General features: G+C 63.4%; 19 protein-coding genes. 13 read left to right on the top strand and 6 right to left on the bottom strand.

Going from position 1 to position 24,456, the window contains the following annotated elements:
* Positions 1–81 precede the first annotated feature (81 nt).
* Together murJ and PQ627_RS04375 are read right to left on the bottom strand one after the other, a co-directional pair.
* The gene (murJ, locus tag PQ627_RS04380; RefSeq protein ID WP_144660281.1) at positions 82–2,094 is read right to left on the bottom strand and encodes a murein biosynthesis integral membrane protein MurJ; all 2,013 of its coding nucleotides are present in this window, start codon (positions 2,092–2,094) and stop codon (positions 82–84) included.
* A gap of 26 nt (positions 2,095–2,120) precedes the next feature.
* Positions 2,121–2,624, bottom strand: a complete 504-nt coding sequence (locus tag PQ627_RS04375; protein ID WP_274258994.1) for an NUDIX hydrolase — start codon at positions 2,622–2,624, stop codon at positions 2,121–2,123.
* A gap of 196 nt (positions 2,625–2,820) precedes the next feature.
* Here PQ627_RS04375 and PQ627_RS04370 point away from each other — a divergent pair, with 196 nt between their 5' ends.
* From PQ627_RS04370 to PQ627_RS04350, 5 genes are all read left to right on the top strand, one after another.
* On the top strand, positions 2,821–4,290 hold the full coding sequence (locus PQ627_RS04370) for a CCA tRNA nucleotidyltransferase (protein WP_144660283.1): 1,470 nt from the start codon (positions 2,821–2,823) through the stop codon (positions 4,288–4,290).
* Positions 4,287–4,868, top strand: a complete 582-nt coding sequence (locus PQ627_RS04365) for a histidine phosphatase family protein (RefSeq protein ID WP_144660287.1) — start codon at positions 4,287–4,289, stop codon at positions 4,866–4,868. Before PQ627_RS04370 ends, PQ627_RS04365 begins: the two co-directional genes overlap by 4 nt.
* Before the next feature lie 605 nt (positions 4,869–5,473).
* Positions 5,474–5,614: a hypothetical protein gene (locus PQ627_RS04360; protein ID WP_186313551.1), complete on the top strand. Its 141-nt coding sequence runs from the start codon at positions 5,474–5,476 to the stop codon at positions 5,612–5,614.
* A gap of 129 nt (positions 5,615–5,743) precedes the next feature.
* Complete coding sequence (locus PQ627_RS04355; protein WP_274258741.1) at positions 5,744–7,261, top strand: glycosyltransferase family 87 protein; 1,518 nt, start codon at positions 5,744–5,746, stop codon at positions 7,259–7,261.
* Positions 7,254–8,699, top strand: a complete 1,446-nt coding sequence (locus PQ627_RS04350; protein WP_274258739.1) for a phytoene desaturase family protein — start codon at positions 7,254–7,256, stop codon at positions 8,697–8,699. The genes PQ627_RS04355 and PQ627_RS04350 overlap by 8 nt, the downstream gene beginning before the upstream one ends.
* Before the next feature lie 33 nt (positions 8,700–8,732).
* Here PQ627_RS04350 and PQ627_RS04345 read toward each other — a convergent pair whose 3' ends face one another.
* Positions 8,733–9,338 carry an NAD(P)-dependent oxidoreductase gene (locus PQ627_RS04345; protein ID WP_274258737.1) on the bottom strand — a complete coding sequence of 202 codons (606 nt, stop codon included), beginning with the start codon at positions 9,336–9,338 and terminating at the stop codon, positions 8,733–8,735.
* A gap of 83 nt (positions 9,339–9,421) precedes the next feature.
* On the opposite strand from PQ627_RS04345, the gene PQ627_RS04340 reads away from it, so the two are divergent.
* Complete coding sequence (locus PQ627_RS04340; RefSeq protein ID WP_274258735.1) at positions 9,422–9,820, top strand: winged helix-turn-helix transcriptional regulator; 399 nt, start codon at positions 9,422–9,424, stop codon at positions 9,818–9,820.
* 47 nt (positions 9,821–9,867) lie between these two features.
* Here PQ627_RS04340 and PQ627_RS04335 read toward each other — a convergent pair whose 3' ends face one another.
* Both PQ627_RS04335 and PQ627_RS04330 read right to left on the bottom strand, forming a co-directional pair.
* Positions 9,868–10,569 carry an ABC transporter ATP-binding protein gene (locus tag PQ627_RS04335; protein ID WP_274258733.1) on the bottom strand — a complete coding sequence of 234 codons (702 nt, stop codon included), beginning with the start codon at positions 10,567–10,569 and terminating at the stop codon, positions 9,868–9,870.
* A 24-nt stretch (positions 10,570–10,593) separates the two neighbouring features.
* Positions 10,594–11,673 carry an ABC transporter permease gene (locus PQ627_RS04330; protein WP_274258731.1) on the bottom strand — a complete coding sequence of 360 codons (1,080 nt, stop codon included), beginning with the start codon at positions 11,671–11,673 and terminating at the stop codon, positions 10,594–10,596.
* Between the two features lie 194 nt (positions 11,674–11,867).
* On the opposite strand from PQ627_RS04330, the gene PQ627_RS04325 reads away from it, so the two are divergent.
* From PQ627_RS04325 to PQ627_RS04295, 7 genes are all read left to right on the top strand, one after another.
* Positions 11,868–13,148 carry a sensor histidine kinase gene (locus tag PQ627_RS04325; protein WP_274258729.1) on the top strand — a complete coding sequence of 427 codons (1,281 nt, stop codon included), beginning with the start codon at positions 11,868–11,870 and terminating at the stop codon, positions 13,146–13,148.
* Positions 13,145–13,801 carry a response regulator gene (locus tag PQ627_RS04320; protein WP_144660306.1) on the top strand — a complete coding sequence of 219 codons (657 nt, stop codon included), beginning with the start codon at positions 13,145–13,147 and terminating at the stop codon, positions 13,799–13,801. Before PQ627_RS04325 ends, PQ627_RS04320 begins: the two co-directional genes overlap by 4 nt.
* A gap of 193 nt (positions 13,802–13,994) precedes the next feature.
* Positions 13,995–17,843: an NPCBM/NEW2 domain-containing protein gene (locus PQ627_RS04315; RefSeq protein WP_274258726.1), complete on the top strand. Its 3,849-nt coding sequence runs from the start codon at positions 13,995–13,997 to the stop codon at positions 17,841–17,843.
* A 114-nt stretch (positions 17,844–17,957) separates the two neighbouring features.
* Positions 17,958–19,952: a penicillin-binding transpeptidase domain-containing protein gene (locus PQ627_RS04310; RefSeq protein ID WP_274258725.1), complete on the top strand. Its 1,995-nt coding sequence runs from the start codon at positions 17,958–17,960 to the stop codon at positions 19,950–19,952.
* Between the two features lie 43 nt (positions 19,953–19,995).
* Positions 19,996–21,678 (top strand): ABC-F family ATP-binding cassette domain-containing protein, encoded by a 1,683-nt coding sequence (locus PQ627_RS04305; protein WP_274258723.1) that lies wholly within the window; start codon positions 19,996–19,998, stop codon positions 21,676–21,678.
* A gap of 164 nt (positions 21,679–21,842) precedes the next feature.
* A complete protein-coding gene (locus PQ627_RS04300) occupies positions 21,843–22,610 on the top strand; it encodes a DeoR/GlpR family DNA-binding transcription regulator (protein WP_274258720.1) in 768 nt (255 codons plus the stop codon).
* Entirely contained in the window at positions 22,607–23,791 is a 1,185-nt protein-coding gene (locus PQ627_RS04295) for an MFS transporter (RefSeq protein ID WP_274258719.1), read from the top strand. Before PQ627_RS04300 ends, PQ627_RS04295 begins: the two co-directional genes overlap by 4 nt.
* Here the strand turns inward: PQ627_RS04295 and PQ627_RS04290 are convergent.
* Positions 23,769–24,440, bottom strand: coding sequence for a phosphatase PAP2 family protein (locus PQ627_RS04290; RefSeq protein WP_274258717.1), 672 nt, complete (start codon positions 24,438–24,440; stop codon positions 23,769–23,771). The genes PQ627_RS04295 and PQ627_RS04290 overlap by 23 nt on opposite strands.
* Positions 24,441–24,456 lie beyond the last annotated feature (16 nt).

Below are 24,456 nucleotides of genomic sequence, written 5' to 3'. Positions count from 1 at the left end.
GGTTCAACCGCTTCTGCAACTACCTATATTCGTTTCTAGCCTAGCGGATTGAGGCCCGGCGCCCACGTTGGCGGCACCGGCTCACTTCCGGCGGTTCCGCGGAGCAGGGAAGTATGGATTGCGTCCAGCGTCGCCCTGATAGGTCCGCCTGCCCGGCAGCGGGACCGCTGGACGGAACCTGCCGCCCTGTGCTGTGCTGGGTTCGTCTTCCTCCGGCAGATAGGTCTTGGGCGCGTCCGGTTCGTTTGTTGAAGGCTGCGTGGAACGCTGTGGGGCCACCGCGGGTCCCGCACGGTACGACGCTGCATCGAACTCGCCTGAGATGCGCGGGATCAAACCGGTATCGTCCGAGACCGTGGCGCGTGCCGCCGTCGTGGGTTCCACCTCGCCGGACACCGGCGCGGGGCCACCGCGACCCAGACGGCTCATCAGCGGGCGCAGGAGGTCGCGAAGTTCCGTGACGTGGAAAACGCGGAGCAGGACAAGGTAGGCGAGCAACATCACGGGCCCGACGACGATTACGGTCACCAGGGCGGCTGGGCGGCTGCTCCACGCGAAACCGTCGGCACGGTAGCTGCCGAGCAGCCACAACGCGATGGCACCGGCTACGGCGGATCCGAGGCCTGCGTAACCCATGCGGATGTACGAATTGGCGATGCGTGGACCGTCGAGGTGACCCAGCAGGCGCCGCAGGAATACAACGCTGATCACCACGGACAGGATGTTGCCCAACGTGTAGAGGATGGCAATGGCGTAGATGATCTGGCCCACGGGCAGGAACTGGATGAAGAAGGCGCCCACGACATAAATCACAGCGAGCCACAACTGCACATACAGAGGCGTGCGGGCGTCCTCGTTGGCGTAGAACACGCGGGACATCATGAAGTTGGCGCTCAGGAACGGCGTGCTGAGAGCCAGGATGGTGAGCGTTTGGGCCAACATGACACCGTCCTGCGGCTCGCCACCGGAGAAGAACATGCCCAGCGGTCCGGCCAGGGCGAACAGGGCCAAGGCCCCGAAAACGGTAGCGACGGCCATGGTCCGGAGGCCGTGCGAGAGGGCGTCGCGAAGCTCGGCTTTGTTGCCGTCCTGCGATGCGCGCGTCATGCGGTTAAAGAGGACGGTGGCCAAGGACAGGGCGATGATGGAGTGCGGCAGCAGGTACAGCTGGCTGGCAACTTCCAGCACAGCGTTGCCGGGTAGCACAGCCGCAGCTGCCCTGTCTCCGGCATTGTCCAGACGGAGGCGCTCGGCGCCCGGGATCGTCGCGATCCTCATGATGTACAGGAACGCCAACTGCCCGACGGCGGCAGTCGCCAGCGTCCAAACGCTCAGCTTGGCGGCCTGGCCCAAACCGACTCCGCGCCATCCGAAGCGCGGACGCAGGCCCAGGCGCAGCCGGAACACGGGAATGAGCAGGATGGCCGTTTGTGCCACCACACCGAACGTGGAGAAGCCGGCAATAAGGAATGTCTGGGTCGGTCCCCAGTTGTCCAGGGTGTGCGGGTTGTGGATGTTGTCGCCAAGGATCCAGATGAACATACCCAGACCGGCGATGGCCACAAGGTTGTTGAGGATGGGTGCCCACATGGCAGGGCCGAACGCGCCGTGGGCATTCAGGACCTGGGTGAGCAGCGCATAGAGCCCGTAGAAGAAGATTTGCGGGAGGCACCACAGCGCAAAGGTGACTGCCAGCGCCTTCTGTTGCTCGGAGTAGCCCTGGGTGGTCAGATCGATGACGAGCGGAGCCGCCAGGGTCACCAGGGCCGTCAGTGCGAGGAGCACCAGCACAGCCAACGTCAGCAGCCTGCTGAGGTAGTCGGCGCCGCGGTCGGGAGCCTTGCTGGCCTTGATGATCTGCGGAACCAGGACGGCGTTGAACACGCCGCCGGCCACCAGCAGGAAGATCAGGTTCGGCAGGTTGTTCGCGTTGATGAATGTGTCATTCACCGTGGAGCCCAGGCCGAGCGCGGCACCGAGCATCCAGGTTTTGGCGAAGCCAAGGAACCGGGAAACCAGCGTTCCGGCAGCCATGATGGCGCTGGAACGGGCTTCACCGGATTGAACGGACTGGGTTGTTTTGGCTTCAGACATCGCCTTTATCGTCCCATGTACCCGGGTCAGAGATGTTCCGGCAGCACTTCCCGTGCCAGATCGGCGATGCGGCGTTCATTCGGGAAGGACAACTTTCGGGCCAATTCCTGGATGGGAACCCACGCGGCGTCCACGGCTTCCTGGTCCGGATCATTCTCGATGGTCAGCTCGCCACCCGTTGCCCTGAGCAGGAAGTGATGCACTGTTTTGTGCACCCGGTGGCCGCTCACGGTAAACCAGTAGTCGATGCTGCCCAGGGGCGCCAGGATGCTGCCCTCGATGCCGGTCTCCTCGGCGATCTCACGTACAGCAGCTTCCTCATTGTTCTCCCGGCCCTCCGGATGGCCCTTGGGCAGGCACCACTCAAGCCGGCCACCCCTGTTAAGGCGGGCGATGATCGCAACCCGGAGTTCGCCGTCGGACGTGTCAACCACAACGCCGCCCGCTGACACTTCCTCCACAGTGGGAAGCGACGCCTGCGCCGGGTGCTGCGGGGCAGGCGCGACGTGAGCACCGATTGCCGACGGCAATGGTGCGTTTGTCCTCCTGCCTGGAGCGCTCGGTACTGGGTTGGCCATGTGGTCCACTCTAACGACTCTTGCCCCGGAGTGATGACCGGGACATGGCCACAAGGTGGACTGCAGGAGATGCCCGGCCGACGCATGCCTGATTTCGCATGGAACAGTGGCCCAATGCAGCGCAAAAATCTGCCAAGCTTAAGGAACTATGGCGCACGTATTGGACAGCTCTTCTGTTAACTTCACCATCGATCCGGTGGTGCTCGACCTCGGGCAGCGCTTTGTCGACGCCGGATTCGAGCTGTCCTTGGTGGGTGGACCGGTGCGCGACCTCTTTCTGGGGCGGACCTCCCCGGACCTTGATTTCACCACCGATGCCACGCCGGACCAGACCATCTCCGTCATCAAGAAATGGGCGGACAACTTCTGGGAAATCGGCCGGGCGTTCGGCACCATCGGGATGCGCAAAGACGGCTTCCAAATCGAAATCACCACGTACCGGGCCGAGGCCTACGATCCCGACTCGCGCAAACCCGTGGTGGCTTTCGGCAGCTCCCTGACCGATGACCTGCTGCGGCGGGACTTCACCATCAACGCCATGGCATTGCGCCTGCCAAGCCTGGAACTGGTGGATCCCTTCGGTGGCGTGCGGGATCTCCATGCGTCCGAACTCGCGACTCCCGGGGCCCCGGAGGCTTCCTTCTCCGACGATCCACTGCGGATGATGCGGGCAGCACGTTTCGCGTCCCAGCTGGGCGTGTCGGTCCACGACGACGTTCGGCTCGCCATGTCCCAGATGGCTGACCGCATCAAGATCATCTCCGCCGAACGTGTCCGCGACGAACTGGTCAAGCTTATTAACGGAGCCCATCCTCGCGTTGGTATCGACCTGCTGGTCGACACGGGCCTCGCGGAGTTTGTGCTTCCGGAGGTGTCGGCCCTTCGGCTGGAATCGGATGAACACCACCGGCACAAGGACGTGTACCAGCACTCCCTTCAGGTCCTCGAGCAAGCGGCAGCGCTGGAAACCGGTCCCGACGGCCCGGTTCCCGGCCCCGACTTCGTGCTGAGGTTCGCTGCCTTGATGCACGACGTCGGCAAGCCGGCTACGCGTCGTTTTGAACCGGGCGGCGCGGTCAGCTTCCGCCACCACGACGTCGTAGGTGCGAAGCTCACGGCCAAGCGCATGAAGGCGTTGCGATTCGACAACGACTCCATCAAGGCCGTATCCCGGCTGGTCGAACTGCACATGAGGTTTTACGGCTACGGCGACGCCGGCTGGACTGATTCGGCCGTGCGCCGTTACGTGACCGACGCCGGTCCCCTGCTGGAACGCCTGCACCGGCTTACCCGTTCGGACGTCACAACGCGCAACCAGCGCAAGGCCGACCGCCTCTCCTTCGCCTACGATGACCTTGAGCACCGCATTGCGGCGCTGCTGGAACAGGAATCGCTGGCAGCTGTCCGGCCCGACCTCGACGGAGCGCAGATCATGGCCCTGCTGGGATTGAAGCCCGGACCCGTCGTCGGCCGCGCCTACAAGTTCCTCCTCGAAGAGCGGATGGAACATGGCCCGCTGTCACCGGAGGAAGCTGAGCAGAAGCTGATGGCCTGGTGGGAAACGCAACCCGAGTCCGCCGTCGTCGAGTCTTCGACCGAAACTGAGGAGCCCGCATGAACGCTGTGACTTCCCCGCGTCCGCAACTTTGGATCCTGCGCCATGGGGAGACGGAGTGGTCCAAGAGCGGCCAATACACGGGCCTCACGGACCTTCCCCTCACCGTCGAAGGCGAGCAACAGGCCGTGGAGGCCCGCAAGATCCTGGAAGGCATTGACTTCGACCTGGTGCTGACCTCCCCGCTGAGGCGTGCCCGCAGGACCGCGGAACTGGCTGGCTACCCGGACGCTGTCCATGAGCCGCTGGCCGTGGAATGGAACTACGGCGACTACGAAGGCATCAGCTCCGACCTGATCCGCAAGGACAACCCGGACTACCTCATCTGGACTGATGGGGTACCCAACGGGGAAACACTGGATGAGGTGGCTGCCCGTGCGGACAAGATCATTGGCCGGGTGCTGGAATCCGGCATGGACAATGTGCTGGTAGTGGCGCACGGACATTTCTCCCGGATTCTCACGGCACGCTGGTTGGAAATGGACGCACGCGAGGGCCGGCACTTCATCCTGGGGACCGCGAAGGTGTGCACTCTGGGTTGGGACAAACGGACGCCTGCAATTGTCCGTTGGGGCCTGTAAATCGCTAATTTATAAAAACTTTTCGCTAATTAGCCGAATGTGCTGGTCAAATCCCCGCTTGATGGGGTAGCTTATATCTTGTTCCCAGAGCGACCCGCCGGGAACGAGGCGTGCATTCACCGGTTAGTCAGCCGGGAGAATGCCACAGCAGGCTGTAAAGGCCGGAAGGAGGTTGGGAAAAATGATTACTTTGACTAGCGGACGGAAGTTGACCGTCACTGCTACCCCGGCCTCTGCTGATGATCGACGCCATTTTAACTCTCTGACCCACTCCTGATTCACCGGACCGGCCTATTGCCGGCGGTGTTCTTGACGGCCTTCCTTCTCTTGGATGGCTGAGTAGTCAGTTGCAGGCGCGGACCCACGCAGCATGCCGCGGGTGCGCAGTTTCCCCATAGTTCGGAACCAGCTTCTTGTTGGGTGAACTGCTGGAAGCACGCGCAATAGTGCACGCGATTCATGGTATTTCCTGATTCGGTCCGCTTAATCCCTTTATTTACCCTCGGTTATTTGTGCCTTTTTTGGCTACGGGTTTTTTGCTGAACTCAAAGGCCTCTAATTGTTGTGCCCAAATATCGGTGGAAACCTGTGAAAGGAGGTGAACCATGCGAAAACGCCCCGAAGAGATGCGCTTCTACAAGAGCGGCAACGCTCCCAAGGACCGCACACTGTTCAACGGACAGCTGCTCGACCAGCGTCGTGAAGATGTTTACGTTGTCCTGCACCAGATGGGACTCATCCGTTGATTCCCTGAGCCGGCCACGAAGGAGTTCAGATGCCACACATTCATGCTGAACCTCATGGAGCCCACGCGGCTACGCGTGGGCTCCCCCTTTTAACTGGGTGGTATATGCGCCTGACTGTAAGCTCGGTTCATGCAGGAGACAATGCCGCACCGGCAACTGAAACGTGGCCGCTTTGTTGTTCCCAGCCGCAATGACTCTTTGCTTCGCAACTTCACGGAGCTGGTGGGTGGCCCGTTAGGCAAGCATTCGTCTCCCGGGGAAGTTTCCCCCCACCCGTTCACGGTTGAGCGGGTGCTCATCATCCTTACCGTCATAGCTGCGCTCTTGGCTGTGCTGGCAAAGGACTACTGCCGCGTCAACGGTTGGGAAACCCCCGGCCAGTTCTATGCCACCTGCTATTCCGACTTCCCTGAGCTGTTCAAGAACCGCGGTCTGGGCGACGGCGTGTTTCCGTTCTTCACTCCGGGCAGCCTGTTTGAGTACCCGGTCCTCATGGGGATCATCGCCGGGGTGACTGCGCTGATGGTTCCCGGCACTGGTGTGGGAAACGAACGGATTCTCGGCTACTTCGACGTCAACGCCACCCTGATCGTGGCTGTCTGGATCGTCACTGTCCTGCTGACAGCCCGGATCAACAAACGGCGGCCGTGGGATGCCGCCATGGTGGCTGTTGCCCCGGGGATCATTCTGGCCGGCTTCATCAACTGGGACATGTGGGCTGTAGGTTTGCTGGCCCTGGGCATGTACTTCTTCTCCCGCGACAAGTTGATCCTTGCCGGTGTGTGCATTGGCCTTGGAACCGCCACCAAGCTGTACCCTATTTTGATCCTCGGCGCAGTCCTGGTCCTTGCCCTGCGGAGTGGAAAGCTGCGGGTCTTCTTCGTCACGGCCGGAGCGGCTTTGGCTTCGTGGTTGGCTGTGAACCTGCCCCTCGCGGCGTTGAATCCTTCGGGGTGGCGCTACTTCTTCGAATTTACGCAATCACGTCCCGCCGGATACAGCTCGCCCTGGTTTGCCTACAACCTGGTGGCGGACAGGCTCCACTGGACACAGATGAACGCGGCAACCATCAACACGCTGGCGCTCTACCTCTTCATTGCTGCCTGCGCGCTCATTGGAGTCCTCGCTGTCAGCGCGCCGCGCCGGCCGCGAATAGCCCAGCTGGCCTTCCTGATTGTGGCCGCCTTCATCCTCACCAACAAGGTCTACTCCCCCCAGTTCGTCATCTGGCTGATCCCGCTCCTGGCTCTTGCGCGGCCCCGCTGGCGGGACTTCCTCATCTGGCAGGCCGCCGAGGGCCTCCATTGGGCCGCTATCTGGATGTACCTGGGCCAGGCCACCAGCGGCGGATCCGTCCAGCACAACATCGATATGTCCTACTACGTTCTGGCCGTGGGACTGCACATGGTGGTCACGGCATATTTGATGGCCCGCATCGTTATGGACATCTGGGATCCTGCCCAGGACCCCCTCCGGCTGGCAGGTCAGGACGACCCCCATGGCGGCCCCTTTGACGGTGCCCGGGATTGGCTGCGTATAGATCTTTTCCGTCCTTCGCGTTCCGTATTCCCATGGGCATCCAAGCCTGCCGCCGCAGCCGCCGGATCTGCAGAAGGCCAGCGATCGGAGGTGAAGAGCGATGGTTGATGTCGCCGTCGTCGGAGCCGGTCCGAACGGGCTCGCAGCGGCAGTGGTCATGGCCCGTGCCGGACTGGAGGTGAAGGTCTACGAGGCCGCCTCGGATATTGGCGGCGGATCGAGGACCAGCGAATTGCTGGAGCCCGGGTACCTGTACGACGTATGCTCGGCGGTGCATCCGATGGCCTTGGCCTCACCGTTCTTCCGGGCGTTCGAACTGTCCCGCCGCGTGGAGCTTCGCGTCCCCGAGGTCCAGCACGGCACTCCCCTGGACAGCGGCGGAGCTGCTTTGGCCTACCAGTCCTTGGAGCGGACCGTTGAGGAATTGGGAGTGGACGGTCCCGCCTATGGACGGTTGCTGGGTCCCCTTCTGGCTCGGGTGGACGGTGTTGTGGAGTTCACCTCGAACCAACTGTTGCGCCTGCCCAGGGACCCGCTGGCGGCCGTCCTGTTCGGGTTGGCCACCCTTGACCAGGGCACGCCTCTTTGGGGCCGCCGGTTCCGCGAGGATGCCGCTCCGGCTCTTCTGACCGGTGTGATGTCGCATGCGCTGGGCTCGCAACCTTCGCTCAGTTCCACGGGCGCCGGATTGTTGCTCAGCGTCCTTGCCCACGCGGGCGGTTGGCCCGTGCCCGTTGGCGGTTCGATCTCCATTGCGAGGGCCATGGCGGATGATCTGAGCGCGCACGGTGGAAGCATCCAAGTGGGTGAGCGGGTTGATTCGCTGGACCAGGTCCGTCCAGCGAAGGCCATCCTGCTCGACGTGGCTCCGCCTACCTTGGCCCGCCTCGGCGGGGCCGAAATCCCGGACAAGTACAGGCATTCCCTGGAAACATTCCGTTTCGGGAATGCAGCTTGCAAGGTCGATTTCATTCTTTCCGGTCCGGTGCCCTGGCAGGACGCCGGCTTGGCCAAGGCCGGGACAGTGCATGTGGGCGGTTCGCGGAGGGCCATGGCCGAGGCAGAGAACCTTGTGGACATGGGCAGATATCCGTCTGAGCCTTACGTCCTGGTTTCCCAGCCGTCAATGCTGGACGAGTCCCGTGCCCCTCAAGCGCGGCATGTCCTTTGGACGTACTGCCACGTTCCGAAGAATTCCACTGTTGACATGGCCGAGGCTGTCACTGCCCGGATTGAACGGTATGCACCCGGCTTCCGCGACGTCGTGGTGGCGTCAAAAACCACGACGGCGGCGGAACTGTCCGCCTATAACGAAAACTACGTGGGTGGGGACTTCAGTGCGGGAATGTTGGACCTCCGAGGCTTGGTACAGCGGCCCGTGGTTTCCAATGTCCCGTGGAGGACTCCCATGCCCGGCGTCTACCTGTGTTCGTCGTCAACGCCGCCCGGACCCGGCGTTACAGGAATGCCCGGGTACCATGCCGCGAAACATGCCCTCAAGGACATATTCAAGACGACGGTACCCGGGCTTGGCCTGGGGCTTTAGCGTTGGCCAGTCTTACTTTGCGTCCGGCCGGTGCTAGTTTGCCGCAGTGAAACGGGCGCGGCGGTGGGCCGGGCTTTCGATCTCGTCCAGCATGGCTACCGCGTAGTCCTGCGTGGAGATGGTGCTGCCTGCCGGTGAGTCCTTGGCAACGTTGTATGCACCGGTACGTTCGCCGGGCTGGATGACGGGTGCAGGCGCCAGAACGGTCCAGTCGAGGGATTCGGGGGTCTGCTTCACGGCTTCGAGCGCCTTGGCTGCAGTGGTGGCCTCGGCTTTGTAGGCCTCGGGGAAGTCCGGGGAGTCGAGGAGTCGGACGCCGTCGATTTCCAGGGTTCCGGCGCCGCCCACGATCATCAGGCGCGTGCCTTCGGCGTTGCTGAAAGCGGTAGCCATGGCGTCGAGCCATTCTGAGTGGTCCCCGCCGGTGCGGCTGGGACCCGTAGCCAGCACGACGACGTCGTGGCCTTTTGCGACGGAAGCGAAGGTCTGGGCGTCAGCCTGGTCCGCTGCCTGGGCGGCGGCGCCGGGAACCTCGGCACCCTTGCGGGAGATGGCGGTGACCTCGTGGCCCCGGTTGATGGACTCGTTGACGATCTGGCTACCGACCATGCCAGTAGCGCCGTAGACTGCGATTTTCATTGCTCTCCTTGGGGTTGCTATCCTTGCAATGCAACAAAGGTATCTATTGGATACCGATAGCTTCAAAGGAACTCAGTTACCTCATGGATACTAAAGACCTCCCCGCCAACATCCTGGACCCCAACTGCCCGTCGCGCGTGATCTTCCAGCGCATCGGTGACAAGTGGGCCTCCCTGGTGATTCAGGTGCTTGGCGACGGGCCGGTCCGTTTCTCCGAGCTGCGCAAAATGGTCAATGTGGTGACTCCCAAGGTCCTGACCCAAACGCTGCGTACTTTGGAGCGGGACGGTCTCATCACAAGGACAGTCTTCGCACAGGTGCCGCCCCGAGTGGACTACCAGCTCACGCCCATGGGTGAGTCGCTGCTGCAACCTCTTTCCCTGCTGCGTGAATGGGCCGAGAGCCACGTCCCCACCATCATGGAGGCCCGGGATGCCTACGACGATGCACAGGACCAAGCCCTCCTCGCCACCCCCAACTAGGAACAGCTCCTGCTCCAATGAGGCTCCGTAGCGACGTTTGCTGTCCCCTAGTTGGGCAGGGGGGACGGGACTGACGCGCGGCTGATCCGTCCGTCCCGCATGGTCGTGACTGCGTCGGTGAGGGGCAGGAACTCCGTGTCGTGCGTGACCATGACCGTCGCTGTCTGGAACTCGTCTGTCACCTGGCGAAGGAGCCGGACGATCGACTCGCTCCGTTCGTGATCCAGCGCGGCCGTGGGTTCATCCACCAGCAGTACCGTCGGCTTGCCCATGAGGGCCCGGGCGATGTTCACGCGTTGGCGCTGCCCACCGGACAATTGGTGCGGCCTCTTGTGGAGGGCCGCGGAAAGGCCCACGACGTCGAGCAGCTGCTCCGCCTCGCGCCGGGCCTCCTTCGCCCGGTTGCCGCGCAGATGTTCGCGGACCATCAACTGTTCGACGGCGGTCAGTGACGGCAGGAGGTTCGGTTGCTGGAAGATGATGCCCACCTTGTCACGGCGCAGGGCCGTGCGTTCAGCCTCCTTGAGGGCAGCGACATCCTGTCTATCAATGATGACGAGCCCGGCCGTGGGCTTGATGAGGGTGGCGGCCACGGCAAGCAGCGAAGATTTGCCGGAGCCGGAGGGGCCAACCAGCGAGAGGAATTCTCCGCGGGCAACGCTCAGATCCACGGAGTCCAGCGCCTTGAGCGTGGAGCCGCCATCGGCGTATTCGAGGGAAACGTTGATAAGACCAAGTGCAGTGTTCATGGGATATGCCTTTCGAGGAATGTTTTAGTTGCCGCCGAGAGCCAGCAGTGGATCAACCGTGGCAACCTTGCGGACCGCCAGTACTGCTCCGGCCAGGCCAAGGATGACGATCCCCGCCACGGGCAGCAGGGTGGTCAGCGGCGTGACCAGGAACGGTGCCGCTTTGGCCGCAAGGACTCCCCCGGCCAGCCCCACGAGTCCCCCCAGCGCCGCGCCCGCGAGCAACACGAGTGCTGCCTGGGCCAAGGCATCGCGCAGGACGTAACCGGAGGACGCGCCCAAGGCTTTGAGAACGGCGATGTCGCGGGTTCGCTGAACCGTCCACACCGTCAGGAAGGCCACGATCACCAAGGCCGAGATTCCATAGAGGAAGGCCTGCATCAGGAGTAGGGAGCCGTTCTCGCTCTTGTATGAGGCCAACGCTTGGAACGATCCGGTCCGGTCCGTGCTGACCGTGCCGGCCGCAGCGTTGGCGGCGTCGACGTCCACGGAGGTTCCGCCGTCGTAAGTTATGGCGAGGACGGTGGCCGTACCCGGTGCGGCGTGGGCGACTGAACGCCACGTGTCCAGGGTGGTCCATACAACGCCCGTGTGCGAGTACCACTGGTCCTCCACAACATCTGAGACCGTCAGGTCAGTACCGCCCAGGCGGAGCCGGCTGCCCTTCGTCAGGCCGAGGTCCTTGGCCAGGGTTCCGCCTACGACGACGGTCCCGTCCTCCACAGCCACTGGACCGTTGGCTCCACCGAAGACCGCGACGTTGGCGGTGCCGTTCGGGGTGCCGTTGTCGGCCAGGGACTGGACACGGGATTGGCTGATGCCGAGAGCCTCCACCGAGCTCACGCCTGCCTGCTCGCGCCAGGTCTGAAGCTGGGCCGCGGAGACTTCCGATTCCGTGTACGACGCTTTCGCTTCACCACCTGCGGGCGCTCCAAAGGCGATCTGGTGTACGGGAAGGGCAGCAATGGCCGAGGTGGACTGGTTCCCCAATCCCGCCGTCAGCCCGGAAAGCATGACGAGCAGCAACGTGATGAGTGCGACCACGCTTCCCATGAGGGCGAATCGGCCCTTGGCGAAGCGGATGTCGCGAATGGCGAGAAACATCGGATTCCTTCTGTTGGATACGGGCTTGGTCCCGTGCTTTCAACTCTTCCGGCCAAGCGCCCTCCGGACATCGGGAGGCGGATGGATTCACAGGCATCGAGCGGTTGAAAGGGGAATCAACCGAATGGTTGATTCGGGCCTTGGAGCAGGGACTTCGGGCCTTTGGGCGGAGGGCCGGGGATACGCTGGAAGGCATGCAGTCCCCCACCGGTTCCGCCACGATCCTCCGCGTCCTCCGCGTGAGCCTGCACGTCGGATTCGCGGTGCTGTTGCTGGTGGCGATCGTCCGGTTGCTGGCCGGCGCCGGCCCCACAGGAGCGCCTTCCCCGGTTGCCGTGAGCGCCGGTTTGGGCCTTTCCGCATTGCTGGCCTTGGTGTACCTCGCAGGAACCGTGCTGGAGAAGCGGCACGCAAGCGATCCCTCCAGGTTCAACCCAGGGCCCTACGCGCTCTGGTGGCTGGTTGCGGTCATGGCGCTCTGGCTGCTACTGCTCCTGGTCAGTGGTGACTTCGCCTGGGTGGCCTTCCCTCTGTTCTTCCTGCAGCTGCATCTGCTTCCGCGGCGCCTGGCATTGCCGGCCATCGCGGTGAGCACCGCCTTGTTGGTGGGTGCCCTGTGGTTCCACAGCAGGGGAACTGCCGACGGCGGCCTGCAGCTCGCGATGGTGCTGGGACCCGTGTTCGGGGCGGCATTCGCGGTGGTCACCGGACTCGCTTACCGGGCCCTGTTCCTGGAAGCCGAGAACCAGCGTCTGGTCGCCGAGGAACTGCGCCGTACGCGCGACGAACTCGCCAAAACACAGCACGACGCCGGCATGCTCGCCGAGCGCGAACGGCTCGCCCGCGAAATCCACGACACCTTGGCGCAAGGCTTTTCCAGCATCGTCCTCATGGGCCGCTCCGCCGAGAAAGCCCTTGACAGCGGCGATGTGGAGACCGCGAAGGAGCGGCTCAGGATTGTGCAGGACACGGCATCGGCCAACCTGTCCGAGGCCCGCAGTTTCGTACGAGGGCTGCGGTCGCCCGATCTTGAACAGTCCGGCCTGGTGGATACGCTGCGGCGGCTCTGTGAGAAGACCGAAACCGAGGCGGCCGCCCGTGGAACGGCGTTGCGATGCCGGTTTGAGGTGGTGGGCACCCCTGTGGAACTCCCGAACACTTACCAAACCACCCTGCTCCGGGCTGCCCAAGCTTCCCTCGCGAACGTGTGGGCGCACGCCAAGGCGCGTGCCGCCGTCGTGACCCTGTCGTTCCTTGGCAGTGAGGTGACACTGGATGTTTTCGACGACGGCGTCGGCTTTGAACCGACGACGGCGGACGGTACAGCACGCGGCGACGGCACCGGCGTCGGGCTTCTGAGCCTGCGCGAACGGCTGGCCGCACTGGATGGCACACTGGACCTCGAGTCGGCGCCAGGTGAGGGGACAGTGGTGGCCATCCGCCTGCCGCTGCCGAGCGGGGAGGAGGCGGAATGAGCGACATCCGGGTTCTGCTGGTTGACGATCATCCGGTGGTCAGGGCTGGGCTGCGTGCCATGTTGAGCGATTTTCCAGGCGTACTCGTGGTGGCTGAGGCTGCAGACGGTGACGCTGCGCTGGCCGAGTTGAGCAGGCTCCATACGCTTGGGGAGCCCGTGGATCTGGTGCTGATGGATCTGCAGATGGGCAGTGGAATGGACGGAGTGACAGCCACGGAAAAGATCAAGGCCGGGGAGGCCGGAACTCCCCCGCCGCCGGTCCTGATTCTGACCACGTACGATACCGACGCCGACATCCTCGCCGCTGTGGAGGCCGGGGCCAGTGGGTACATGCTCAAGGATGCGCCCCCGGAACAGATCCGGCAGGCCGTCCTGTCCGCCGCTGCGGGCCAGACAGCCTTGGCGCCCGAAGTCGCGGCCAGATTGATGGGGCGGATCAGGAACCCTTCGCCGGTTCTCAGCGCCAGAGAAGTCCAGCTCTTGGAGTTGCTTGCCACAGGGATGAGCAATCGGGCCATGGCCAAGCAGCTCTTCATTTCCGAAGCCACCGTAAAGACACATTTGGTCCACATTTATTCGAAGCTCGGGGTGGACAACCGTACTGCGGCTATCGCTGCAGCAACCCAGCGCCGGATCATCCGCGGGCACTGATTAGCCGCACCCCTGCTCACCCAAGTAGGGGACAGTAAACGTCCCAATGAGCCCCTATTAGAGCGTTTGCTGTCCCCTAGTTGGGTGCCAATTTTGGTGAAACGGTTGACCTTTGGCCTCCAAGCAGTGACGATTAGTGCACGTTTCGCTATGAGTTAGATCACAAATTGTCACTCTTCGAAAGTTGGCTCACATGTCCGCACCCTCCACGGGTCTGCCCGGAGCTGCGCCCAACAGCTCCGGACGCGCCAGAAAAGGCTCGCTCAGCACGAAGGCCGCCTCACTAGGCCTAGCCTCGCTGCTCCTCGCAGGAACCATCCCCGCCCTCACGTTTGCCGCCGGTGCGAACGCCGCCCCCGGCGACCCGGCCGCGATCAAACCCGTCACCCCGGAAGTCCCCGTCGACGCAGCTGGAGTACCCCTCGGGGCGGTGACGGGTTTCACCCAGTCCGGCAACGCCGTCGACCTCGCTACCGAAAAAGGCGCCATCCGCGTGACGTTCCTGGACGACTCCAACTTCCGGGTGGAAGCCGATCCCAGCGGAAAATTCACGGACCCGGCCAACACGGATCAAGGCGACCCGGCCAGGACGGCCAACATCGTTGTGGGCAAGGACAAGTTCCCCGGCACGGCGCCCACAGTCACAGACGGCGAAACCCTCACGCTGAAAACCGCGAAGATCAGCCTGCAGATCAACAAGGCCACCACCCAGTTCCGCGTCGCCCGGGCTGACGGCTCCGTGGTTCTGGAGGAGTCAGCTCCCATCACCTTTGGCGCGAACTCTGCCACGCAACACCTCAAGCAGCACGACGGCGAGCAATTCATCGGTGGCGGCATGCAGAACGGCCGTTCCGTCCACACCGGCGCCCTGATCAACATCGCCAGGAACTTCGACTGGGACGACGACGGGTACCCCAACGCCGTGCCGTACTACATGTCCTCCCTGGGCTATGGCGTGCTGCGCAACACGTTCGCCCGCGGTTCCTACGACTTCAAGGACCAGCCAACTACTACGCATGAAGAAAAGCGCTTTGACGCCTACTACTTCGTGGGTGACTACAAGCAGTCCTTGGGGGCGTACACCACGCTGACCGGCAAACCGATGATGCCCCCGGTGTACGCCCTGGAATACGGTGATGCGGACTGCTACAACCGCTCAAACCCGGGCTACTCATCCTCCGGCTTCGGAGATCCGGATGGGGCCAAGCAGCGCACCCCGGACGCGATCAAAACCGCCCGGAAGTTCGTGGAGAACGACATGCCAGCCGGTTGGATGCTGGTCAACGACGGCTATGGCTGTGAGTACCAACAACTCCCGGAAACCGTGAGCAACATTGAGGATGAAACCGACCTCAAAGTTGGCCTCTGGACGCAGCGTTCCCTGACCAACCAGGAATACGAAGTGGGTGAGGCCGGCGTCAGGCTCCGCAAGCTGGACGTCGCGTGGGTCGGCCAAGGCTACCGTCAGGCACTCACAGGTTGCGAAGCGGCGCACGGCGGCATCGAGCAGTACTCGAATGCCCGCGGCACCTCGCTGATGGTGGAAGGCTGGGCTGGCTCCCAGCGGTGCGGCATGCAGTGGACGGGCGACCATTCAGGAAATCTCGACGCCGTTCGCTGGCAGGTTTCGGCCCTCACCGGCGCCGGCAACTCGGGTCTGGTGTTCACCACGGGCGATGTCGACGGGATCTTTGGAGGGTCCCCTGAGTCCTACGTCCGCGATCTCCAGTGGAAGGCCTTCGCTCCGGCCCTCTACTCCATGTCCGGCTGGGCTGCTACGGACAAGCGTCCATGGCTCTACGGTGACGAAGCTACGGCCATCAACCGCCACTACCTGCAACTGCGCCAGCAGCTTATGCCCTTCATCTATACGCTGGCGCAGGAATCCTCCACGACGGGCGTTTCGATGATGCGCTCCATGGCCCTCGAGTTCCCCGACCAGAAATGGTCTTACGGCGCCGAAGCCAACAACCAGTTCATGCTCGGCTCGGACTTCCTGGTGGCTCCCGTCTTTACCCAGACCGACGTCCGCAACGGCATCTTCCTCCCAGCCGGTCAGCAGTGGGTGGATTACTGGACCGGCAAGCTCTACCAGGGCGGCCAGATCCTCAACGGCTACAACGCACCCCTGGACAAGCTGCCGGTGTTCGTTCGCGCCGGAGCGGTGATCCCGCAAGGCATCGTGGCCCGGAATGCGTCCCTGGTCCCGGCAGATTCCATGATCACCTTGGACGTCTACGCCAAGGGCCAGGACACCTTCACCCTTTACGAGGATGACAAGGTCACCCGCGAGTTTAAGGACGGCAAATCCTCAAGCCAGCTCTTCTCCGTGGACGCTCCCGGTACGGGCAACAGCAGCGTCAAGGTGTCCATCGGTGAAAGGAAGGGCGAGTACACGGGCAAGGCCGCAGCCCGCCCCTACGAGCTGAAGGTGCACGCCGGCGCCGCACCCAAGGACGTGAAGATTGGCGGTACCAAACTCGCCCAGCACGCCACCCAGGCTGAATACGCCGCTGCAACCACCGGCTGGTTCTTCGATGAGGCCAACAACGGCACCATTTGGGTGAAGACCGGCTCAATCGCGTCCAACCAGTCCGCAACAGTCCAACTCCAGCAGGCGGGTCCGCTGGGCGGCAAGAGCCAGGAAGACACCGCGGCGGAAGTACGCGTCACCACCGGTCAGCAGGTCTTCCAGGATCAGGAAACAACGGTCACCACGGCATTCGTGAACACAGGAATCAAAGCCAAGAGCAATGTAGTCCTCACACCGGTTCTTCCCGAGGGCTGGACGGTCGTCTCGTCCTCCGGTGCAACGGCGGCCAAGGTGGAAGGCGGAGCCACAACCAGTGCCACTTTCGTCATCAAACCCGGCTCCAGCGCGAAGGCGGGCCAGCAGACTGTGCGGGTGTCGGCGTCGTACAGTGCGTCCGGCTCGAACCAAACGGTGACCGGTGGCAACCAGATCTATGTCGCCTACGGCTCCTTGGCCGCGGCGTACAACACCGTTTCGGTCACCACGGTCGCGGGCAAGGCGCTCGGAAACTTCGATGGTGGAGGTGCTACCTTCGCTGCCGAGCAGTTGGCTGCCGCTACGGTACCGGCGGGTGGCGTCAGGCCGGGCAGCACAGTGACCGTCGACGCCGGCAAGCCAACGCAGGTCGATTACACGTGGCCGGCGGTGGGACCGGATGTCCCCAATTCCGTGGCACTGTCCGCGCAGACCATCGCAGTAAAGGGTAAGGGCACGCACCTGGCTGTCTTGGGCTCGGCTGCCGTTGGCAACGGCACAAGCGCAGTGCTGACGCTGACATATTCCGATGGAAGCATAGACAAGCAGTCCATTTTCTTTCCCAACTGGTTGCAGCCCTCGGTGCTGAACGGCGCCACGCTCGCGGTGTCCGAACAGGGTCGCAACAACGCCAACGGACCGTCCCCGGAATACACGCAATACAAGTATCAGGCGTTTTCGAACACGGTCCGGCTGAACCCCACCAAGGAGCTTGTATCGGTCACGCTGCCCACTGACACCCGGGTGAAGTTCTTCGATTGGAAAGTCACCTCGCAGCCGTTGCCGGACGTTCCGCACGGGAACGTTTATGCCTCGGAAACACCGTGGGTCCAGGCTTTGAACGGTTACGGGGTGATTGGCAAGAACGTGGCCAACAAGGACTCGGCTTCCTCCCCGGACAAGCCGCTGGCCATCAACTACACCGATCCTGCGACCGGCCAGCAGCCAGTTTTCACCAAGGGTCTCGGTGTCCACGCTGCCTCCAAAATCACGTACTACCTGGGCGGCAAGTGCACCTCGTTCACCTCACAAGTGGGCCTGGAGAGCGGCTTTGGCGGCAACATCATCTTCAAGGTCAACGCCGACGGCGTGAACAAGTACCAGTCGCGGACGTACACGCCGGGATTCGCTCCGGAGTCCATGTCCATTGACTTGACCGGTGCGGCATATGTGGAGTTGGTGGTGGATCCGTCCGGCTCCATCAATGGCGCACACGGTGTCTGGGGTGATGCGAAGTTCACCTGCGCGCCCTAGAGCGATAGTGACGACGGCCGCCGCTTGCCGCATCCTTCAGGGGTGGCAGGCGGTGGCCGTCCGCTTCCCGGGCACAACAAGAAACTGTCAGGGGAAGGGGGCATAATGTGGCAAATGGGGAAAACACGTACTTTTATTATTGGCCTGGCCGCTATCGTCATGGCAGGCTCACTGGCCGCCTGCGACGACGGCCGTTCCGGCGCGGAAGGTGCGGCCAAGCAGCTCGCATCCTCCCTGGCAGCGCTCGACGTCGGTCAGCTCGCCGTTGACGGCAAGGACGCTGCCGCGGCCAACGATGAACTGAAAGCCGTGTTCGAAGGCCTCGACGCCAAGCCCTCGGTTGAATCCGGTGAGGTGAAGCTCGACGGCGGCACCGCCACTTTTCCCCTTAAGTACAGCTGGAACATCGGGTCGGCCAAGTGGGAGTACAGCTCGCAGGCCACCTTGAAGAAGTCCGGCGATAAGTGGGCGGTGCAGTGGAGCCCGGCTTTGCTCGCCCCTGAACTTTCCGACGGTGAGACGCTCTCCGTCAAAACCGTTCCCGCCCAGCGCGGCCAGATCCTCGGCGCCGGCGATGCCCCGATAGTCGAGGACCGCCCGGTGTTCCGGGTGGGCATCGACAAGACCAAGGTTCCTGCAGAACAGGCTGACGCCTCCGCGCGCGCCATGGCCGCCCTGCTGGGACTGGACGTCGAAGAATATGCCAAGCAGGTAGCCGCTTCCGGCCCGCAGGCATTCGTGGAAGGCCTGGTTCTCCGCGCCTATACACCGGAGATTACCGAAGCAAAGATTGAGGCCATCCCAGGCGGTTCGAGCATCCTGGACTCCATGGCCCTCGCACCAACACGGACCTTTGCGCGGGCACTCCTCGGAAGCGTCGGGCAGGCCAGTGCCGAGCAGATCGAGAAATCCAACGGTGCACTCCGCGCCGGTGACACCACTGGAACGGGCGGTTTGCAGCAGAAGTACGACAACCTCCTGCGTGGCAAAGACGGTGTAGAGGTCATTGCCAGCGCCAAGGCCAAGACGGAAGGTGAGACCCCGGGGACCAAGGTGTTCTTCTCATCCCTTCCCGCACCTGGCACCACGCTCAAGACAACTCTCGACCTGAAACTGCAGCAGCTGGCCGAGGAGACACTTGCCGGTGTGGGCCCGGCATCGGCCATCGTCGCAGTGAGGCCCTCCACGGGTGCTGTGCTTGCCGCCGCGTCCGGACCCGGCAGCAACGGCTACAACACGGCGATGCTGGGACAGTACGCTCCGGGTTCCACCTTCAAAATGGTCGATTCCCTGGCAATGTTCCGGAACGGGGCCACTCCCGACATGAAGGTCGAGTGCCCACCCACGGTAACGGTTGACGGACGTACCTTCAAGAACGCCGAGGGCTACCCCGAGAGCTCGCTGGGATCCGTGGCCCTGCGGGATGCCTTTGCGCACTCCTGCAACACCGCATTCATCAATGCCCGCGACACCGTAAGCCAGGACCAGTTGGAGTCGGCAGCCCAAGCCCTCGGTGTAGCCGTCGAGGCTCCCAAACTGGGTGCAGATGCCTTCCTTGGCTCCGTCCCCGGTGCTGCCGAGGGCACGGAACACGCCGCCTCCATGATTGGCCAGGGCAAAGTGCTCTTCTCCCCGCTTTCGGCCGCCGTCATGGCAGCGTCTGTTGCCAACGGTGCCCCTGTTTCGCCCCAGCTTGTCCTCAACGCGGACGCAGTGCCGGCTACGGCATCCGGCGGCGCAACCACCAGTGCAACGCCCACCGACAGTGGCTCCGCCACGCCGTCGTCGGACTCTTCCACGGCCAGTGCGCTCCCCGCTTCGCCGGCCTCAACCAAGCCGATCACCAAGGCGGAGGCTGCTTCGCTGGCCGACATGATGCGGGCTGTAGTGACGTCCGGACATGCCGGATTCCTGGCCTCGGTGCCGGGCGCCCCGGTCGGTGCGAAGACTGGAACGGCTGAATTCGGCAACGACAACCCGCCCAAGACCCACGCCTGGATTGTTGCCACCCACGGTGATCTTGCGGTCGCTGTGTTCGTTGAGGACGGCGGATTGGGCGCCACCACCAGCGGGCCGCTGTTGAAATCGTTCCTCACCGCAGCAGGCTGACACCGGCTCTGCCCGGCGGGCCCGCCCGTGGGAGGATTGAAACGTGGCCCATATTGACGTTTCCGGCATCGACTACTTCCTCTCCGACGGCACCCAGCTGCTCAACGGTGTGACCTTCAAGGTCCCCGACGGCACCAAGACGGCGCTGATCGGGCCCAACGGTACCGGCAAGACCACCCTGTTCAAGATCATCGCCGGGGACCTCACCCCCGATGAAGGGGCCGTGGGCCGCTCCGGGAACATGGGCATCATGCGGCAGTTCGTCGGGCAGGTCCGAGACGAATCGACCGTCCGCGACCTCCTCGTCTCCACGGCGCAGGCCGGACTTGCGGCGGCCGCCAAGGCGGTGGAAGAAGCCGAACTGGCCATGATGGAGCACGACGACGAGCCCACGCAGATGAAGTACGCCCAGGCGATCGTGGACTGGGGTGACGCCGGTGGATACGACGTCGAGACCGTATGGGACGAGGTCTGCATGGCCGCGCTCGGGATTTCCTTCGACAAGGCGCAGTTCCGCCGTGCTTCGACGCTGTCTGGTGGCGAGCAGAAGCGCCTGGTGCTGGAAGCGCTCTTCGCCGGTCCGGATGAGCTGCTGCTCCTGGACGAACCGGATAACTACCTCGATGTCCCCGGCAAGCGCTGGCTCGAATCCAAGCTCAACGAGTCCAAGAAAACAGTGCTGTTCATCAGCCACGACCGGGAGCTGCTCAACAACGCGGCCGGTCGCATCGTGACACTTGAGCCCGGAATCAACGGTGCAGGTGCCTGGATCCACGGTGGCGGTTTCGGCTCCTACGTGGAAGCCCGGGCCGACCGGAACGCGCGGTTTGAAGAACTGCGCAAACGCTGGGACGAGGAGCACATCAAGCTCAAAGAACTCGTCAACATGTACAAGAACAAGGCCGCCTTCCGTTCCGACATGGCCAACCGCTACCAGGCAGCCCAGACCCGACTGGCCAAGTTCCTGGAGGCTGGCCCTCCCGAGGCGCTGCCGATCGAGCAGAACGTGAAGATGCGCCTCAAGGGTGGCAGGACTGCCAAGCGTGCCGTGGTGGCTGAAAAGCTGGAACTTACGGGTCTCATGAAGCCTTTCTCCACCGAGATCTGGTTCGGCGACCGTGTGGGCGTGCTGGGCTCCAACGGTTCCGGCAAGAGCCACTTCCTGCGTCTGCTCGCCACCGGCGGCACCGACCCGGAGCGCGAGCACCTGCCGGTGTCCGACGTCGTTATTGCTGAGGTTCCGCACGAGGGGACGGTAAAGCTTGGCGCCCGTATCCGCCCCGGATTCTTTGCGCAGACCCACGTCCGTCCCGACCTCCTGGGCCGCACCCTGTTGGAGATCCTGCACCGCGGCGACGAACACCGCTCGGGTCTTCCGCGGGAAGCGGCTGCCGGAGCTCTCGATTCCTATGGTTTGGCTGGTCAGTCGGAGCAGAAATACGAGTCCTTGTCCGGTGGCCAGCAGGCCCGGTTCCAGATCCTGCTGCTTCAGCTTTCAGGCGCCACGCTCCTGCTGCTCGACGAGCCGACGGACAACCTGGACCTCCATTCGGGCGAGGCCTTGGAGCGGGCCATTGATGCGTTCGAGGGCACGGTCTTGGCAGTCACGCACGACCGCTGGTTTGCCAAGTCCTTCGACCGCTTCCTGATCTTTGGTTCCGACGGCAAGGTCTACGAATCCGAAGAGCCGGTGTGGGACGAGAAGCGGGTGGAGCGCGCCCGGTAACCCGACGCTCGCTCACATCCCCCACGCTTGCGCCGGACCCTCGCTCACATCCCCGGGTGCGCTGCAGGAGCGTTCGCGGGAAGGCAGGGGGATGTGAGAGAGGGTGAGTGCGCATTTGATCACACACAATGATTAACTGATCACCGCCCTGCTACGGTAGAACCATGGGAACTACTGACCGCCACCGGCTGATCGGCGAGCTGCTGCGCGGGCAAGAAGAAGTAACTGTTGACCAACTGGTCTCCGCGACCGGGGCTTCAGGCGCCACTATCCGCCGGGACCTTGAGATCCTCGCGGCCAATGGAGTGCTCAAGCGCGTGCACGGAGGCGCCCGCAGTCTCCTGGCCCGCGGCGAGAACCCGGGGTATGGGCAACGCGAGCTAGAAGACCACGAGGCCAAGAAGCGCATCGCCGCAGCTATCGACAGGCTGATCCAGGACCGCGAACACGTCTGGCTGGACAGCGGGTCAACAGCAACGGAGATCGCACGCCGGCTCAGCAACCGGGAGCTGACCCTGATGCCCATGTCCCTCCACAGCGTCGAGGCGCTGACACAAAACAAGGACGGCCGTGCCCCGGAACTCATCCTCCCCGGCGGCACGCTCACCGCAGGTGAGCAGTCATTCAGGGGACCCATGGCGGAAGCCAACGTTCGCTCACTGAGGTTCGACACCGCCGTCGTGACCCCCTGTGCGCTCAACCTGAAGGACGGAATCCTCGCCCACGACCTCGATGACGCCGCAATTAAGCGCGCCGGTCTCGAGTCCGCCGCGCGGGTGGTCGTGGCGGCCTCCGGCAGCAAATGGGGTGGCAATGCGAGGGCCTTGGTTGCCGCCATGGAGTTCGTGGACGTCATCGTGACAGACCGCGAACCATCCCCCGAAGACTTTGCCCGACTCAACAAACTCTCTGTGGAAGTTGTGATTGCATGACCACCAACACCAGAAGCACCAACGTCAACGCCGCAGCCGTGGCGACGTTCCTTATCTTCGGCATGAACGGCTTGGTCTTCGCCAGTTGGGCCGCCCGCATCCCCGCAGTCACCGAGGCACTCAGCCTGACATCCGGACAGATGGGCACACTTCTGCTGTGCACGGCGATCGGATCGCTGTTGGCGCTGCCGTCGGCGGGCTGGGTGGTTGGAAGGATCGGCACTGCGAACACTGTCCGTGTTGCCGGGATCGTGGCCGGCGCCGCCGGTGTGGCGATAGCTTTCTCGCTCATTGCCGCGTCGGTACCTGCGACGGCGATCGCACTGTTCTTCTTCGGCATAGGCATTGGCCTGTGGGACGTCGCCCAGAACATCGAAGGCGCGGACGTTGAACACCGGCTTGAGCGGACCATCATGCCGCAATTCCACGCCGCTTTCAGTGGTGGTGCCTTCGTGGGCGCGCTCATTGGCGCTGGGCTCTCCCAACTGGGAGTGGGCCTTCCCGAGCACTTGCTGGTTATCGCCGCCATCGCCGTCACCCTCGCGCTGACTGTCCCCAGGTTCTTCCTCCCGCACGAGGCAGCGGAAATTCACGACGGCGGCGCCCCGGCTCCCAAGGGCACGGCGGCGTGGCGGGACGGCAGGACGCTGCTCATCGGCGTCGTCGTTTTGGGCGCGACCCTCACCGAGGGTGCGGGCAATGACTGGATTGCCAAGGCGGCGGTGGATGGATTGGGTTCCTCGGAATCCACTGGTGCGTTGCTTTTCGCCCTCTTTGTCCTCGCGATGACCGTCATGCGCTTCCTCGGCGGCAAGGCGATCGACAAGTTTGGCCGGGTGGCGGTTCTTCGCGCCAGCATGGCCGCAGCGGCAGTGGGCCTGGCACTGTTCGTCTTCGCCGGCAACGTAATCCTCGCCGGCGTTGGCGCAGCGCTGTGGGGTGTTGGCGCGGCGCTGGCCTTCCCGATGGGCATGTCAGCAGCCGCCGATGATCCCCAGCATGCTGCAGCACGGGTTTCCGTGGTCTCCACCATCGGATACGTCGCGTTCCTGGCGGGTCCTCCGTTGTTGGGCTACCTCGGTGACCACACCGGGATCCATCTGGCGCTGCTGGCCATTGGCGTGCCTATCATGATCGCCCTCCTGCTTGCCGGCGTCGCTAAGCCCTTGCCCGCCAAGTAGGCCTGCTGCCAGTCGACGCATTCTCTTGAATGCATATGTTCCTAAAGCGCCACCACATCAAGAGCGCGATACCTGCGGCGAGACATGCCCCGCCCAGCACATCGCTCAACCAGTGGGCAGACAGGTACGTCCGGCTGATCATCATCGCCAGGATTCCGAAAGCCGCCAACGCAGTCATCCACCACCGCCCCATCAGGAGGGCCAATACAACCAACAATGCGGTAGTGGCGGATACATGCCCAGACGGGTATGAACCGGTGTCCGTGAGGACTTTCGCGCCTTCTGGACGTGCCCTGCCCACCACGGCTTTGGCCAGCTGCGTCAGGGCCAGGGCGGTGACACCAGTTACCACTACGAATGCTGCCGTTACGGGCCGCTTCGAGATCAGCAGTGCGATGGCCAGCAGCCCGTGGCACACGAGCATTCCCACGTAGCCCACCAGGTTAAGAACTGCGTTCACACCATCCCAAAAAGGCGTGTGCAAGGTGAACGCGAAAGCCTGCCACCACGTGTCAGCGCTGTTGAAGGCGGGCTCTCCTTGTCCGAGCAGGAGCATGGCAGCCGGGACCAGGAAGCCGCACAAGAGCAGTACTCCGGGGACAACGAGCTGCCAGTCCGGCCGCGGCCGTGGGGTCAGGACGCGAATCATCAATTCATCGTAGCCA

Origin of the sequence: Paenarthrobacter sp. AB444, from assembly GCF_028736865.1 — a bacterium.
GTDB lineage: Bacteria > Actinomycetota > Actinomycetes > Actinomycetales > Micrococcaceae > Arthrobacter > Arthrobacter nicotinovorans_B.
The sequence above is the reverse complement of the archived record's forward strand: the minus strand, read 5'-3'. Positions and strand labels throughout refer to the sequence as shown.

What these genes read in the sequence shown, in the direction of transcription:
- PQ627_RS04335 (WP_274258733.1), bottom strand. Translation starts at nt 10,569, where the DNA reads ATGAACACTGCACTTGGTCTTATCAACGTTTCCCTCGAATACGCCGAT.
- PQ627_RS04310 (WP_274258725.1), top strand. Translation starts at nt 17,958, where the DNA reads ATGGGGAAAACACGTACTTTTATTATTGGCCTGGCCGCTATCGTCATG.
- PQ627_RS04320 (WP_144660306.1), top strand. Translation starts at nt 13,145, where the DNA reads ATGAGCGACATCCGGGTTCTGCTGGTTGACGATCATCCGGTGGTCAGG.
- PQ627_RS04350 (WP_274258739.1), top strand. Translation starts at nt 7,254, where the DNA reads ATGGTTGATGTCGCCGTCGTCGGAGCCGGTCCGAACGGGCTCGCAGCG.
- murJ (WP_144660281.1), bottom strand. Translation starts at nt 2,094, where the DNA reads ATGTCTGAAGCCAAAACAACCCAGTCCGTTCAATCCGGTGAAGCCCGT.
- PQ627_RS04370 (WP_144660283.1), top strand. Translation starts at nt 2,821, where the DNA reads ATGGCGCACGTATTGGACAGCTCTTCTGTTAACTTCACCATCGATCCG.
- PQ627_RS04365 (WP_144660287.1), top strand. Translation starts at nt 4,287, where the DNA reads ATGAACGCTGTGACTTCCCCGCGTCCGCAACTTTGGATCCTGCGCCAT.
- PQ627_RS04340 (WP_274258735.1), top strand. Translation starts at nt 9,422, where the DNA reads ATGGATACTAAAGACCTCCCCGCCAACATCCTGGACCCCAACTGCCCG.
- PQ627_RS04315 (WP_274258726.1), top strand. Translation starts at nt 13,995, where the DNA reads ATGTCCGCACCCTCCACGGGTCTGCCCGGAGCTGCGCCCAACAGCTCC.
- PQ627_RS04360 (WP_186313551.1), top strand. Translation starts at nt 5,474, where the DNA reads ATGCGAAAACGCCCCGAAGAGATGCGCTTCTACAAGAGCGGCAACGCT.
- PQ627_RS04355 (WP_274258741.1), top strand. Translation starts at nt 5,744, where the DNA reads ATGCAGGAGACAATGCCGCACCGGCAACTGAAACGTGGCCGCTTTGTT.
- PQ627_RS04330 (WP_274258731.1), bottom strand. Translation starts at nt 11,673, where the DNA reads ATGTTTCTCGCCATTCGCGACATCCGCTTCGCCAAGGGCCGATTCGCC.
- PQ627_RS04300 (WP_274258720.1), top strand. Translation starts at nt 21,843, where the DNA reads ATGGGAACTACTGACCGCCACCGGCTGATCGGCGAGCTGCTGCGCGGG.
- PQ627_RS04290 (WP_274258717.1), bottom strand. Translation starts at nt 24,440, where the DNA reads ATGATTCGCGTCCTGACCCCACGGCCGCGGCCGGACTGGCAGCTCGTT.
- PQ627_RS04325 (WP_274258729.1), top strand. Translation starts at nt 11,868, where the DNA reads ATGCAGTCCCCCACCGGTTCCGCCACGATCCTCCGCGTCCTCCGCGTG.
- PQ627_RS04295 (WP_274258719.1), top strand. Translation starts at nt 22,607, where the DNA reads ATGACCACCAACACCAGAAGCACCAACGTCAACGCCGCAGCCGTGGCG.
- PQ627_RS04345 (WP_274258737.1), bottom strand. Translation starts at nt 9,338, where the DNA reads ATGAAAATCGCAGTCTACGGCGCTACTGGCATGGTCGGTAGCCAGATC.